Origin of the sequence: Streptomyces auratus, assembly GCF_050433025.1 — a bacterium.
GTDB classification, from domain to species: domain Bacteria; phylum Actinomycetota; class Actinomycetes; order Streptomycetales; family Streptomycetaceae; genus Streptomyces; species Streptomyces sioyaensis.
In genome coordinates this window covers 1-12,008 of record NZ_JBNGCB010000002.1, presented here as the reverse complement: position 1 = coordinate 12,008, position 12,008 = coordinate 1, and the positions used below count along the sequence as shown (strand labels likewise).

General features: G+C 67.1%; 18 protein-coding genes. 2 read left to right on the top strand and 16 right to left on the bottom strand.

Annotated elements, in window-relative coordinates; translation table 11 throughout:
• From BKA18_RS19475 to BKA18_RS19415, 13 genes are all read right to left on the bottom strand, one after another.
• On the bottom strand, positions 1 to 1,127 hold a 1,127-nt coding region (locus BKA18_RS19475; protein WP_429638439.1), incomplete at its 3' end, for a DUF3631 domain-containing protein.
• Positions 1,124 to 2,152 carry a bifunctional DNA primase/polymerase gene (locus BKA18_RS19470; protein ID WP_179661026.1) on the bottom strand — a complete coding sequence of 343 codons (1,029 nt, stop codon included), beginning with the start codon at positions 2,150 to 2,152 and terminating at the stop codon, positions 1,124 to 1,126. The genes BKA18_RS19470 and BKA18_RS19475, both read right to left, overlap by 4 nt.
• The gene (locus BKA18_RS19465) at positions 2,133 to 2,426 is read right to left on the bottom strand and encodes a hypothetical protein (RefSeq protein ID WP_179661027.1); all 294 of its coding nucleotides are present in this window, start codon (positions 2,424 to 2,426) and stop codon (positions 2,133 to 2,135) included. Before BKA18_RS19465 ends, BKA18_RS19470 begins: the two co-directional genes overlap by 20 nt.
• Positions 2,426 to 3,457, bottom strand: a complete 1,032-nt coding sequence (locus BKA18_RS19460; protein ID WP_179661028.1) for a helix-turn-helix domain-containing protein — start codon at positions 3,455 to 3,457, stop codon at positions 2,426 to 2,428. Before BKA18_RS19460 ends, BKA18_RS19465 begins: the two co-directional genes overlap by 1 nt.
• Positions 3,458 to 3,736: 279 nt before the next feature.
• Entirely contained in the window at positions 3,737 to 5,998 is a 2,262-nt protein-coding gene (locus BKA18_RS19455; RefSeq protein ID WP_179661029.1) for a cell division protein FtsK, read from the bottom strand.
• A 2-nt stretch (positions 5,999 to 6,000) separates the two neighbouring features.
• Positions 6,001 to 6,183 carry a hypothetical protein gene (locus BKA18_RS19450; protein WP_179661030.1) on the bottom strand — a complete coding sequence of 61 codons (183 nt, stop codon included), beginning with the start codon at positions 6,181 to 6,183 and terminating at the stop codon, positions 6,001 to 6,003.
• Positions 6,183 to 6,398, bottom strand: a complete 216-nt coding sequence (locus BKA18_RS19445; RefSeq protein ID WP_179661031.1) for a hypothetical protein — start codon at positions 6,396 to 6,398, stop codon at positions 6,183 to 6,185. Before BKA18_RS19445 ends, BKA18_RS19450 begins: the two co-directional genes overlap by 1 nt.
• A gap of 4 nt (positions 6,399 to 6,402) precedes the next feature.
• A complete protein-coding gene (locus BKA18_RS19440; protein ID WP_179661032.1) occupies positions 6,403 to 6,612 on the bottom strand; it encodes a hypothetical protein in 210 nt (69 codons plus the stop codon).
• An 11-nt stretch (positions 6,613 to 6,623) separates the two neighbouring features.
• Positions 6,624 to 7,019 carry a P-loop NTPase family protein gene (locus BKA18_RS19435; RefSeq protein ID WP_179661033.1) on the bottom strand — a complete coding sequence of 132 codons (396 nt, stop codon included), beginning with the start codon at positions 7,017 to 7,019 and terminating at the stop codon, positions 6,624 to 6,626.
• Positions 7,016 to 7,378: a hypothetical protein gene (locus BKA18_RS19430; protein ID WP_179661034.1), complete on the bottom strand. Its 363-nt coding sequence runs from the start codon at positions 7,376 to 7,378 to the stop codon at positions 7,016 to 7,018. Before BKA18_RS19430 ends, BKA18_RS19435 begins: the two co-directional genes overlap by 4 nt.
• Entirely contained in the window at positions 7,375 to 7,587 is a 213-nt protein-coding gene (locus BKA18_RS19425) for a hypothetical protein (RefSeq protein ID WP_179661035.1), read from the bottom strand. Before BKA18_RS19425 ends, BKA18_RS19430 begins: the two co-directional genes overlap by 4 nt.
• Positions 7,588 to 7,602: 15 nt before the next feature.
• Complete coding sequence (locus tag BKA18_RS19420; protein ID WP_179656084.1) at positions 7,603 to 7,890, bottom strand: DUF6284 family protein; 288 nt, start codon at positions 7,888 to 7,890, stop codon at positions 7,603 to 7,605.
• A gap of 92 nt (positions 7,891 to 7,982) precedes the next feature.
• Entirely contained in the window at positions 7,983 to 8,252 is a 270-nt protein-coding gene (locus BKA18_RS19415; RefSeq protein ID WP_179661036.1) for a hypothetical protein, read from the bottom strand.
• Positions 8,253 to 8,418: 166 nt separating this feature from the next.
• On the opposite strand from BKA18_RS19415, the gene BKA18_RS19410 reads away from it, so the two are divergent.
• Both BKA18_RS19410 and BKA18_RS19405 read left to right on the top strand, forming a co-directional pair.
• Positions 8,419 to 9,291 (top strand): AAA family ATPase, encoded by an 873-nt coding sequence (locus tag BKA18_RS19410; RefSeq protein ID WP_218861152.1) that lies wholly within the window; start codon positions 8,419 to 8,421, stop codon positions 9,289 to 9,291.
• A complete protein-coding gene (locus BKA18_RS19405; protein WP_179661037.1) occupies positions 9,288 to 9,860 on the top strand; it encodes a phosphotransferase-like protein in 573 nt (190 codons plus the stop codon). The genes BKA18_RS19410 and BKA18_RS19405 overlap by 4 nt, the downstream gene beginning before the upstream one ends.
• A gap of 179 nt (positions 9,861 to 10,039) precedes the next feature.
• On the opposite strand, the gene BKA18_RS19400 is transcribed toward BKA18_RS19405, so the two are convergent.
• From BKA18_RS19400 to BKA18_RS19390, 3 genes are all read right to left on the bottom strand, one after another.
• Positions 10,040 to 11,158 carry a tyrosine-type recombinase/integrase gene (locus tag BKA18_RS19400; RefSeq protein WP_343051811.1) on the bottom strand — a complete coding sequence of 373 codons (1,119 nt, stop codon included), beginning with the start codon at positions 11,156 to 11,158 and terminating at the stop codon, positions 10,040 to 10,042.
• Positions 11,155 to 11,394: a helix-turn-helix transcriptional regulator gene (locus tag BKA18_RS19395; RefSeq protein WP_179661025.1), complete on the bottom strand. Its 240-nt coding sequence runs from the start codon at positions 11,392 to 11,394 to the stop codon at positions 11,155 to 11,157. The genes BKA18_RS19400 and BKA18_RS19395 overlap by 4 nt, the downstream gene beginning before the upstream one ends.
• A 292-nt stretch (positions 11,395 to 11,686) precedes the next feature.
• The coding region (locus BKA18_RS19390; protein ID WP_429638435.1) for a DUF3631 domain-containing protein at positions 11,687 to 12,008 on the bottom strand (322 nt) is incomplete at its 5' end.

The following is a 12,008-nucleotide window of genomic DNA, read 5'->3' as shown; positions in this document are numbered from 1 at the left end:
GATCGGATGTCGAAGTCGCGCAGCAGGAAACCGAGTTTCATCGCGGTCAGACCTTGCAGCGGGTTGGAGTAGGTCGCCCACGGTGCCTCGGGGTCGTCCTTGAGCCGGTCGAGCAGGACCGAGGTGGGCAGCGCTTCGGCGTCACCGAACGCGGTACGGCAGTCGGTCAGCAGTCGGGTTTGCAGGGTGGTCTGTGCGTTGGCGTCGCGGGTCTCGGTGAGGGTGACGCAGGCTTCGCGGCCGATCTCGGGCCAGTCGCCTCCGGCAAGGTCGGCGATCGCGAGCAGAGGTTCCCAGGTGTCGGCGGCGCGGTCCTCGACCGGCATGTCCGGGGTGGCGGTGCCGAGGTGGTCATGATGCGCGACCACCCACTGGTTCAGCCGCTTTCGGAGGTTGTCCAGCGCTGGACCATCACGGCGAGTCCGGTACGGCGCGACGGACTCACCAGGCGCGCGACGACGCATCCGGATAACGACGGCGCGGTCCTCGATGGTGTCCGGCATCGCACCGATCCCAGCGAGGGCGGCCATGGCGAATGTCTGGATGCGCTCGACGCTCGAGTTAGCGGCGTTGTAGCGCAGCGCGGGCCGGTTGCGCTGGTGTCCGGCGTTGAGCAGGCCGCGTAGGTCTTCGTTCTCGCCTGCCTTGGGTCCGAAGATGGTGTCGGCCTCGTCGAGCAGGATCGTGGGCGGGTTCTTCGTCTTCATCCCGATGGAGCGGTAAACGGCGCTGGGTGAGGCGTTGACGGTGAGCAGCGGGTCATGGCAGGTCGCCTCGGCCAGGTCGAGCAGCCGCGACTTGCCGCATCGTTTCTCCGGGGCACGGATCACCAGGCGGGGCGCGTGGGCCCACACGGGTACGGCGTGGGTGGCGGCGATCCAGAGAACGACCCCGGTCATGGCGTGAGCATCGGGGAGGATGACGTACTTCCCGATCGCATCGCGAACCTCGTTGAGCAGCAGCTCTCCCGCGTTGGGCGCGAAGTCGGCCGGGGTGAGCCTTTCCTCACCCGGGCTGACCGTGACGTTCTCGGCGGTGGTGGTGTCGTCGGCCATGGGTTGTTCCTCCGGGTTGGGTTCCGAGTTGGGCGTTGTCTGGTCGTCTCGTTGGTCGAAGGCGTGGGTCATGCGGCGCTCCGGGTCGCGGCGCGGCGGAAGCCGGACAGGATCGTGTTCTCGGCCTCGTAGGCGGTGTAGGCGCGAGCGGCGATGTGCCCAGCGGCAGCGACCAACAGCCGGTCGAGCGCGGAGTGTTCGGTGATCAGGTCGCGTGCAACCAACTTTCCGACTGTGGCGGCCGCGACGAAGAGCGCGGCGTTTCGGCCGCCCTTGGTCGCGTCCAGCAGACCCGCGACGCCGTTTGCGTGGTCGCCGTTGATCGCGATGTCGAAGACGCGGTTTACGTACGCGTCCGGGTCGCGCAGTGGCTCGCCGGACCCGATCGGCTGTAGTGGTCGGGCCTGTGTCCTAGAACCGTCCTGAGAGCGGTTCTGTGACGTGCGGGTGGCGGGTCGGCGGTCGTGGGTGAGGAGGTCGAGCAGGAACATCGGGAGCGGTGCGGCCGGGCGGTCGTCGATGATGTCGTACGCGCTAGCTCCGATGCTGGTTGGCGGTGCGGCGACGTATCCGCCGTGGGCGCGGGTGTCGATCAACCAGCCGATCTTTCCGGCTGTGTTGCCGTAGGCCACATCGGCCGGCGCAGCGTAGTAGAGGTGGGTTCCTCCGGAGACGGTGCGCACGGTGTAGGTCGGGGTGATGGTGCCGCCGTGGACTCCGGCGAGGTGGTCGAGCACGTCGGCGCCAGTGGTGATCTCGAACGACTTCCACGGTTCGGGGATCTCGGTTCCGGGCTTGTGGGTGTCGAGGTCGACCACGACCAGGCGGGAGGGCCCACAGGCGATCCCGACTCCGTAGGCGGGGTTGCTGGACCATGCTTTGGTGATCTTGTCGGCGCGGATGGTGGCGCGTTGCTCCCACCCGGCGTGAGTGGTGCGGCACCCCGGGGCGGTGCCATCGCAGTCGGTGGCACGGTGGTTCGGCGTAGCGGGCCGCTTGGAGCCGGGCAGCAGGGGGAAGACTCGCCAGCCACGGGCGGCGTAGTCCAGAGCGGTCGTGAGGCTGTCGGTCAGGGTGTCAGGCTGCTGCTGCATCATCGATCTGTCCTTCCTCGGATTCGTGCTGGTCGTGGTGCTGGTCTGGTTCGTGGCGGTCGGGTCGGGCGAGGGCGACCATGAAGCCCTTCAAGGTCGGTCGCGGGTGCTCGGCGGCGTACTCGGCGAGTTCGGTCGGATAGCCCAGGGATTCGGCCTCAGCGGCGAGGAACCAGGCGTGCGAGGCGTTGTGAAACTCGCTGGTGATCAGGTCGCGCCACCAGTGGCGGCGACGCTGCACATAGCGGCGGCGCGGACGGCGGGGAGGGCGGCTCATCAGGCACCCGCAGCCCTGCTATTGGTCCAGCGGTAGACGGTCCGGTCGGAGACGTCGAGCAGCCCGGCGACCTCGGGCACGGGCAGCCCGTACGCGCGCAGCTCGACCGCAGCGCACGCGGCGTGGACCTGGTCGCCGTCCTCGTCGTTCAGCGGCTCATCGCAGATGGCGCACTGGTCGATGTGGTCCTCGTTGTGGTGCGCGTCGTCGTGGGTGTCAGGGATGACAGTCAGGGTCGGCGCGACACTGACAGCCGGGGTGACAGCGGAGCCGGGAGCAGTGATCTCGTGAGGGTGGTTGTCAGGGTCGGTGTCACCCGCGGTGTCAGCCCTGGTGTCAGGGGTTGTGTCAGGGGTGAGGGTCGCCTGACGGCCGATCAGCTTGCCGTAGGCGATCGCCCCGGCCGCGTGCTTCTCGGCGGACCTGGTCAGCCGGGACGCGGCGCGGTTCTCGGCGCGCTCGACGGTCACCTTGATCTCGGCCAGAGCACGGGTACGTGCGGCCAGCCGCGCCGACTCGCCGTAGCCGGTGATGGTCTCCATGTGGGCGGCGTGACGAGCCTCGATCACGGCCAGGGCTCGCTGGTCGCGGATCTCTGCCGTGCGGGACCGGATGATCGCGGCAGTCTCCGGGGAGACGGTGACCTGGTCGCGGATCCCGTCAGCGACCAGCAGCAGCGCAGCCAGCGCCGGAATCGCCGACCAAGGGCCCATGTGCCCGACAGCAGCGAGCAGGACCGTCGAGGCGGCCACAGCAACCGCCGTGGCGGCACCGAAGCCGTAGGCGGCGGCTCGCTGTCCGGACTTGTAGGCACCGATCGTGGTGTGACCCAGCGCAGCCCACACCACATCAGCGGCGAGAGCGACGGCTACACCGACAGCGGGCGCGGCAGAACCTGCGGCGGGGATCATCGCGGCGACCTGCGGCGCGATGGTCACAGCGACCTGGACGAAGCCAACGAAGGTCATTCCGTAGCCGACACCAGCGAGGCCAGAGGGCCGTTTCTTGGTGGTGGTGGTGTGCGCGTTCATGGCGGTGAGTTCTCCTGTTTCGGACTGTTTCGGGCATGGGTGAGGTAGGGACTTGGGCCAGCGAGACGTTTCTGGAGGGTTTCTCCGCTACCGGGTGGAGGTGTTGGGCGAGGTGGGTAGCGGTAGCGGGCGGGAGGAGGGGTCGGATCGGCCCGGATCCAGGGTTCGAACGGGTGCGCGAAGTGGAGGGCTACTCCGCTACGTCGCTGGTCAGGTAGCAGTTTCGGTAGTAGCAGGGGTGCTACGGGTAGCAGCCGCTACGGCTACCGATTCCGGGGTTCAGACGGGTGCAAGGACACCTCCGATCGGGTTGTCGGGGTCGTCGGTGTCGGTGTGGCCGAGTGTGTCGGTCAGGTCGCGGCGGACCAGACCGCGTTTGTTGGTCTGCTTGCCGTCGATGACCTTCTTGACCTGGACGGTGCGGATCCCGTGGGGTTTGACGGCAGCGGTGACCTGCTCCCCGGTCCACCCGCCATAGAGCGACCCGTTGTGCTCGGCGAGGCGGGCGGCGAGTTCGTCGCACCAGACCTTCCCGTTGCTCCACTCCGGGTCGTGCTCGGGCCAGACCGCGAGGAGGTGGTCCAGGATGGATCCGGTGTCGTCGTCGGGCAGGATCTCCCCGGCCGCCATTCCGGTCAGGCGGCCAGCGGCCAACCGCGCAGCACGGGCACGGGCACAGATGACCTCGGCGGCGGGCGCGTCCACGAAGGAGGACCGGACGATGACCGGGTCGTCACCCTCACCGACGAGGTAGGCGATACCGAGGTCTTTACGACCGAAGGTGGTCGCGCGGATGCCGGACTTGTACATCGAGGTCCCCAGGACCATGTCGTTCTCGACCTGTCCCATGACCTTGAGGCACAGCCGCAGGACCGCGTTCGCGGAGATGCCGGTCGGGATGGACTTGGCGTCGGGGCGCTGGGTGGCCAGCCAGACCATGATCCCGACCGCGGGTCCGCGCTTGACCAGGTCGGTGACGATCTCGGCGATCTCGGCCCCGTGGGTGGGGTGCTCGAACATCTTCTGTGTCTCGTCAAAGGCCCAGAAGATCGGGTGCAGTTTGAGGGACTTCTCCGAGGCGAGAGCGTCGGTGACCTTGGACTCGGGGCACACCTCCCGGGGCAGGGTCTTGATGGCCTTGTAGCGGCGGCGCATCTCGATCGCCCCTTCCCGCAGGTCGCGGACGAGGTAGTCGATGTCTTCGGGGTCGTCCCCGGACCGGTTGGCGTGGGCGACGTCATCGAGCATCCCGAGGTCGGATCCGCCCTTGAGGTTGTAGGTGTGCAGCTCGACGCGCGGGTCCAGCGCGGCAGCGAGGCAGAGCAGGCGCAGGGTGAACGTCTTACCCATGCGCGGCAGGGCACCGATAAGACCGGTCGCGAACATCAGGGTCACGACCACGGGGCGGCCACGCTGGTCGACACCGATCGGGATCGGCTCGAACACGTTGACCTTCCCGGAGGTGGCCAGCGGCCAGGGCGCGGGCTTGGACTGGGCCAGGGACTTGTCGGCGACGTAGAGGACCAGGCGGCCGACGTGGACCTCGGGGTCGGTCTCGGGCCACACCTTCCCCAGGGAGCGACGCAGACCCGAAGCGAGACGGTCGCGCTGCTCGATCACCTCCGAGGCAGTCACCCCGGGCGGGAGGTCGAGTTCGGCACGGAACCCAGCACCGTCACGCATGATCGGCGAGACGAACGCGATCGCCTTCGCACCCTCCTTAGCCATGGCCTGGTTCAGCCGCGCCAGACCCAGCGAACCGAGCGCGTTGAGGATCAGGTCCGAGGTAAGCCGCGGCTCCTTGGCCGTGTCCACGGCACGGCCGGTGATCGGCTTGTCCGGGTTGCGACCGAGCAGGCCGAGACCAGCCAGAGCGGCCAAGCCGAGACCGAGCTGGACCATCAGGGAGTCGATCCCGTACACGACGTAGGCGGCGATGCCGGCCACGGTCAGGAGCATCAGGACCGCAAGGAAGACGCGCGCTTTGATCTGGCGGCGGTGGTCCTCCCTCAGCCGGAGATAGGCCCCGGCGTCGAGGGTGTTGCCGCGTACGGTCATCCGGTTCTCTTTGTCCTCGGCGTCGAAGATCCAGCCCCAGCACATAGCCATGACACGGCCCAGGCCGAGCGGGGACCGGGCGGCCAACTTCGCGTAGTACGTCGGCAGACGCACCCCGTGATAGGTCGTGGTGTGGCCGTAGTGCTTCACCGCCCACGCAGCCGCCGACTTCGCCGACTCGCGGTCCTTGGCCCAGGCGGGCAGGATCTCCCGGCGCGGGGCAGCCTTGACCGTGCCGGACCGGTCGTCGCGAACGGCGAGGACCTGACCGTCAACGATCTCCGGAGTCGTCTCCGTGTCGTCCTCGGCGGCGGCGTCGGTGTTGTCGTGAGCGGCCTGAGCGCGCTCAGAGACGTTCTCGGCGATGGCCGGGGCAGCGTTGGTGCTCTCAGAGGCTTCAGGAGCGGCCTCACGGGCGCGGCGAGCCGCGTCGAGGTCGTAGACCCCGATCCCGTGGGCCTCTTGGTTCGGTGTGGTGGTCATGATCAGGCTCCCTTCTCAGCAAGGCCAGCGGCCTTGGTCAGGTTTTTGGCCAGGGTCCGGGCGGCGGCGGGGGTGATGGTGTGGACGCCGACCTGGACATACGGCGTCCTCGCGGACGGGTCGACGACGATGTCGGGGGTGTTGGGCCCCGACCTGATGACGGTGACCTTGGGGCGCTTGGGCATCAGAACCAGCCCTTCGCCACTGGGTTGGTGCGCTTGACCGGCTTCTTGTTCCGGTACGGGTCGGACGCTTTGCCGACCTTGGCCTTCTTGCCCGCGTGCGGGTCCTTGGAGCCGGGCAGCTTCTTCGCGACCTTCGCGCGGTGGGTCCGGGCGACGTGGCGTGCGGTGTCCTTGACGGTGCCGTGGCCGAACAGGCCGGTGTACTCGACAGCCATGGCGTCACTTCACCCACTTGGGGAACTTGTAGTTCTCGGCCATGTCGGCCTGCTTGAGGTAGACCTTGGCCAGGTCTTCGCAGGTCTTCGCGGCGGCAGGCTTGCCCTGCTCACGGAAGCGCGCGGCTCCCTTCTCGGCCATCTCAGCCTCGCGGCGGAACTTCGCAGCCTGTTTCTTGAAGTCGGCCCGGGCGGCTGCCTTGTTGATCTTCATGACTAGTTCCTTTACCTCTCGGTGGTGGTGTTGTCAGGCCAGGGGTAGGAGGCGCCAGCTGCACGCGCGGTCGCGGCGATCACCAGCCGCAACGCGGTGCGGTCCAAGCCGGGCAGGACCTCGTTGAGGCAGACCGTGCGGTCGTAGGAGGCCAGGGACAGCGCGATGTCCAGCAGGCGACGCTCACCCCCGGAGAGGTAGCCACCGTCCGCGCGGTCGGCGTCGATCCAGGCAGCGCCGGGCTCGACCCGGACCCACGACCCGTTCAGCAGGCGACCGCCCCAGGCACGGACCAGCAGCTCGACCGCAGCCTCGTCGGGAAGGGAGCCCTTCGCCCAGCGGCGCAGAGCGGCCGCGATCTCGGGCTTGGATGTCGGGATCTTCGCCAGGTTCTCAGGGGTGCTCATGCTGCGGCCTCCGAGACGGTCCACACGCGCTCGGTGGTCGACATCTTCACGAACACCGTGGTCTCGCCACTGCCAGCAGGGACCCGACCGGACCAGTCGTGACGAATCAGCAGCCCGATCGCGTCAGCGACGTAGGCCCGGGCATCCTCGCTCAGGTAGAGCGCATCGGCGATCAGCTGTGCCGCGACAAGCCCAGCGGGCTCGATCTCCAGCAGCACAGCGGGTCGACGCTCCGGGGCCCCATGAGCGAGACGAACGTCCGTCCCCGCGCTCACCTTGAAGCCGTGCACGTCCACGTTCGGGACACACTCCAGGATGTTTGCGGCCCAGGTCAGATCCCACGACTTCGCGGTACTCATCGGGCACCCCCGGCGATGTTCGAGGCGGCCGAGAGAGCCGACGTCATCGCCGTCTCGATCCCGTCCAGGATCGGCGCGCCGATCGTGGTCGAGGCCAACGAGAGACCGAGGACCGCACCGAAGGCGAGGACACCCGGGTGGGTGCCGCCCCAGCGGACCATGAAGACAGCGACGATCAGGAAGATGATGAACAAAGGTGCGGTAACCATGACTAGATATGCCTTTCAGGCGGCCTCGGCCGGGACGGCCGGGCGAGGGTCGGTGATCGTGTAGACAGGCGCGGCCGAGATCGCCGCGTCGTGGTTGGCCTGCTGGACCAGCAGGTGCAGCAGTGCCGTCATCGCCCGGCGGTGGGCCCGCTTGGCGAGCGCGTCGGCCGGGTCAGCGAGCAGACGGCACTCGGCCTCGACCAGATCGACCTCAGCAGCGATCTGCGGCCACTCGGCTTCAATCGCGGCCAGGTCATCTCCGGTCGGCTCGTCTCGTGTGTTCGCGAAGTGGTCGGTGTGCATCGGGGTGGTTCCTTCCGGGTGATGAGCGGGTGTTGCTTGGTGGCCGGGCCGGGGCTGCCTCTGGGGCTCACCCCGGGCCCGGGGATCGTGGGTCAGGCTCCGTACTTTCGGGAGCGGGCAACCTGACGACCGGCTTCGGTAAGGGCGAACAAGGCATCGCCGGACGGGAAGGACCGGACGCAGCGGATGAGGCCGCGCTCAGCGAGACCCGTGATGACGCGGTGGTGGTGCTTCCGGGTGGCGATCTGGCCACGGTTGACCGTGTCGGCGGTGTCCTTGCGGGTCTGCCAGGCGGCGTACATCGCGTCGAGGGTCTTGCCCTGGTTGGCGGTGATGGTGGCGGTGGTCGTGATCATCTTCATGCCCTTTCCGTGGCCTGGCAGCCGGGTGGCTGCCTGTGTTCTACCTAACAACGGAATGGCTCACCATGTCAACTGTTAGGTAGAAGTTTCTGCGAGAAATTTCCGCTCGGGCTGGGGTCGTGCGACAGTTGTCAGCGAAACTGTTAGGTCAGAACGAGCACACTGAATGGCGAAGGTCGAACTAGGGAGACGCATGACAGACGGGCCAATCGACGCACTGGCGGGTGCGAAGCAGCAGCGGATCGCACGCGACATTCAGAACCAGATCGAGGCGGGGGTCCTACGTGACGGCGAGGTCATGCCGTCGACCCGAACGCTCGCCGAGCAGACGGGTGCGAGCGTCTGGACGGTCAATGAGGCGATGAAGGCACTCGCAGAGATGGGGCTGGTGGAGAACCAGTCGCGTTCGCGCCGGATCGTGCGATCTGCGCACCTCACGCCCAAGGTGAGCGAGGCGGCTCCCCGGGCTCTGCTGATCGGCGGCTACGCGGGTAGCGGCAAGACCGAGCTCGGGCGCATCCTCACCCGGCTGACGGGCTGGATGATCATCGACAAGGACACCATCACCCGCCCAGTTGTCGAGGTGGCTCTTGAGGCGTTGGGGGCTGAGTCGAGCGATCGGGAGTCGGAGACCTATTTGTCAAAGGTCCGGCCGCGTGAGTATGAGGCGCTGATGTCGACGGCGCACGAAAACACGGCATGCGGCGCTGGTGCCGTCGTCACGGCTCCCTTCTTGCGTGAGTTCAAGGACGCGTCGTGGCTCGCGCGCCAGCAGGCGCAGTTTGCGGACGACGGATTACCCATGACCGTCGTGTGGGTCACCTGTGACGCGGACACGATGCTGACCTATGTACGTCGTCGGGGTGCAGCTCGTGACGCGCACAAGCTGGCCACCTGGGACGCGTACATGGAGGCGATTGACCTCACGTTCCGTCCAGTCGTGGACCATCACGTCATCGACAATTCGACATCTGCGGAGCCTCTTAAGGATCAGGCGGCGCGACTGATAGCAACGCTCGCCGAGGTGCCCGCGAAATGACTCGCGGGGTGATCCTCTACGGTCCGCCGGCCGCTGGGAAGGACACCGTCGACGCTGCCCTTCGAGCGCTGTCGGATGACTACGTCCACTTCGCGCGAATCAAGGTCGGCGAGGGTCGCCGAGAGGGCTACCGAATTACGACCAGCGCCGCGCTCCAAGAACTACGGGAGCGCGGCGGCGTCGTGTGGGAGAACAGCCGCTACGGTGCGACCTATGCGGTTGACAGGCCTGGCCTGATCGACGCGCTCGGCCATGGGGTGCCGGTCCTCCACCTAGGACAGGTCGAGGCGGTCGACGCGGTAGCCACGGCGGTCAGTGGAGCGCGTTGGGTTGTCGTTTCTCTCTGGTGTCCGGAGGATGTCGCAGTCGATCGGTTGCGGCAGCGGGGGAGTGCGGACGTTGCAGAGCGTCTGGAGGCATGGCGGGCGACGCCCGAACTGGGAGAGGCAGACCTCAGGTTCGATACATCCATGGTCGAGCCGCGTGATGCAGCGCGACGTATTGACGCACATGTTCGGAAGGCCTGCACGCTCGCCGATTCATTCCCCCCCGATTCCCCCCGAGGGTGAAACGACATGCAATACATGCAACGCCTGCCAGGTGTTCTCAACCCATAGTTCTGGGTCTCCAAACCTTCGCAATGAGAAGGCCAGGGGTTCGAATCCCCTCAGCTCCACCAAAGAAGAACCCCGCCTGACCTGCGGAAACGCAGAGAGTCAGGCGGGGTTCTTGCTTGTTTGTGCTGCCGTTATTCGGCGGATTCCCCCCGGATTCCCCCCGAGCCGTTCAGGCGGGCCAATCCGGCCTCATCTGCGACGGTCCCGAGGTGGTGCAGATAGATGTTTGTCGTCGCGATTGAGGCATGCCCCATCCATGCCTGAACCGTGGTCGCGGGCACGCCCTTCGCCAGCCACAGGCAGGCGGCCGTGTGGCGCAGATCGTGAATTCTGCGGCCGTGCGAGATCAGCTCCCAGTCGACGGCCCGCTTGACGGCGCTCGCGTGCAACCGGTGACCAGTGGCGGTGACGAACACCAGATCGCGGGTGGTGCGTCCGGCGATCAGGTCTTTGACGGTCGGGAGGATGCGGTCCGCGAGCGGCACGAATCGGGACTTCCCGGACTTGGTTGTCTTGGCTTCGCCTCCCTCGGGTGCTGCGCGTCGAACGTAGATGCCCGGCATGGGGTCGAATACGACGTCGCTCACTCGAACCTCACGCAGCTCCGACCAGCGGAGCCCGGTCCATCCCGCGACCAGCAGGATGTCCGAGAGTCGGGCGAGGTCGCGTGTTCGCTCTGCTGCTCGAATCAGACTGACGGAGTCCCTCGATGCGAGGTGGGCGGCATCGAGGACGAAGGTCTCTAGCTCGGTCTCGCTGAAGGGGTGCATCTCGGTGGCTACCTCACTTGCTTTGGGTACTCGGGTTGGTGTGACGGGGTTGTGCTGGACCATGCGTTCTCGGACTGCCCATGCGAAGAACGAAGACAGTGACGCCCGGTAGCGCTTGACCGACTTCTCGGCGAGGCCTCGGCGGCGGAGCGCGACCAGCGCGCGGGAGACCTCGCGTTCGGTCACACTGCCGATCTGCAGGGCTGACAGCGCGGGCGGTGTTAGGCGCGGGAGCGCGGCATCTGCGGTGTACGTCTTGGGGGCGACGGTCGCCTTGCGCTCATCGAGCCACATCGGCAAGGCCTTGCGGACGGTGATCTGTCCGGCGCGGCGGTCGAACCCACCCGCGAGCGCGGCACGCTCGCGGGTGAGCCAGTCGACAGCCTCGCGGCGGGTGTCGAACATCTTTGTGCCGATGTCGACCCGACCTTGCTTCAGTCGCGCTTGCCAGCGACCGTTCGTCATCTTCCGGACGTTCACGCGGCCACCTCCTCAAGCCAGGCGAGCACGTCGCTACGGCGATAGCGGGGCGAGTCAGGAGAGAGCCAGTAGACGCGAGGTCCCTTGCCGGTTGCCCGCCAGCGGCAGAGCGTCGACGGCGTCACCTTGAGCGCTTCGGCGACCTCGCGCGATGTCCAGAGGATCGGCAGCACATCGTTCGGGTCGTTGGCTGATCCCGCGACGGCCAGGTGATCGCGGCGGCTGATCTTGCTCATCAGTGGGCCTCCTTGGCGCTCGTGTTGTGGGTTGAGGTGGGGTGAGCCGTACCAGCCGTACCAGCCGTACCAACGGCGTGTTTCGGCTGGTCAGGTGCGGATTTTGGGTGGTACGGCTTTGGTACGGCTGGTACGGCTTGGGATTTCTGGTACGGCTTTGGTACGGCTCGATTTCCCAAGCCGTACCACTCGGAATCGTGGCCTGACCTCGGAAAACAGGGTCTTGGTACGGCTGGTACGGCTGGTACGGCTTGGGGCCCTCGACGTGTCGCCGGTCGGGTGGGGTGGGTGGTCATCGACGGGCCTCCGGGTCGCAGGTCGGGTGTGTGCGGGTGCCGTCGTCGATCGCGAGAGGTTGGCGGCAGATGAGGCAGGTTGGGGCGGGTGCGCAGTAGCGGGCCCAGGCGTCGGCGAACGCGGCACGCTGGTAGCCCTTGGCTTGTCCGGTGTCGAACCGGATCGTGTCGGATCGGATGTCGAAGTCGCGCAGCAGGAAACCGAGTTTCATCGCGGTCAGACCTTGCAGCGGGTTGGAGTAGGTCGCCCACGGTGCCTCGGGGTCGTCCTTGAGCCGGTCGAGCAGGACCGAGGTGGGCAGCGCTTCGGCGTCACCG

What these genes read in the sequence shown, in the direction of transcription:
- BKA18_RS19470 (WP_179661026.1), bottom strand. Translation starts at nt 2,152, where the DNA reads ATGATGCAGCAGCAGCCTGACACCCTGACCGACAGCCTCACGACCGCT.
- BKA18_RS19465 (WP_179661027.1), bottom strand. Translation starts at nt 2,426, where the DNA reads ATGAGCCGCCCTCCCCGCCGTCCGCGCCGCCGCTATGTGCAGCGTCGC.
- BKA18_RS19460 (WP_179661028.1), bottom strand. Translation starts at nt 3,457, where the DNA reads ATGAACGCGCACACCACCACCACCAAGAAACGGCCCTCTGGCCTCGCT.
- BKA18_RS19455 (WP_179661029.1), bottom strand. Translation starts at nt 5,998, where the DNA reads ATGACCACCACACCGAACCAAGAGGCCCACGGGATCGGGGTCTACGAC.
- BKA18_RS19450 (WP_179661030.1), bottom strand. Translation starts at nt 6,183, where the DNA reads ATGCCCAAGCGCCCCAAGGTCACCGTCATCAGGTCGGGGCCCAACACC.
- BKA18_RS19445 (WP_179661031.1), bottom strand. Translation starts at nt 6,398, where the DNA reads ATGGCTGTCGAGTACACCGGCCTGTTCGGCCACGGCACCGTCAAGGAC.
- BKA18_RS19440 (WP_179661032.1), bottom strand. Translation starts at nt 6,612, where the DNA reads ATGAAGATCAACAAGGCAGCCGCCCGGGCCGACTTCAAGAAACAGGCT.
- BKA18_RS19435 (WP_179661033.1), bottom strand. Translation starts at nt 7,019, where the DNA reads ATGAGCACCCCTGAGAACCTGGCGAAGATCCCGACATCCAAGCCCGAG.
- BKA18_RS19430 (WP_179661034.1), bottom strand. Translation starts at nt 7,378, where the DNA reads ATGAGTACCGCGAAGTCGTGGGATCTGACCTGGGCCGCAAACATCCTG.
- BKA18_RS19425 (WP_179661035.1), bottom strand. Translation starts at nt 7,587, where the DNA reads ATGGTTACCGCACCTTTGTTCATCATCTTCCTGATCGTCGCTGTCTTC.
- BKA18_RS19420 (WP_179656084.1), bottom strand. Translation starts at nt 7,890, where the DNA reads ATGCACACCGACCACTTCGCGAACACACGAGACGAGCCGACCGGAGAT.
- BKA18_RS19415 (WP_179661036.1), bottom strand. Translation starts at nt 8,252, where the DNA reads ATGAAGATGATCACGACCACCGCCACCATCACCGCCAACCAGGGCAAG.
- BKA18_RS19410 (WP_218861152.1), top strand. Translation starts at nt 8,419, where the DNA reads ATGGCGAAGGTCGAACTAGGGAGACGCATGACAGACGGGCCAATCGAC.
- BKA18_RS19405 (WP_179661037.1), top strand. Translation starts at nt 9,288, where the DNA reads ATGACTCGCGGGGTGATCCTCTACGGTCCGCCGGCCGCTGGGAAGGAC.
- BKA18_RS19395 (WP_179661025.1), bottom strand. Translation starts at nt 11,394, where the DNA reads ATGAGCAAGATCAGCCGCCGCGATCACCTGGCCGTCGCGGGATCAGCC.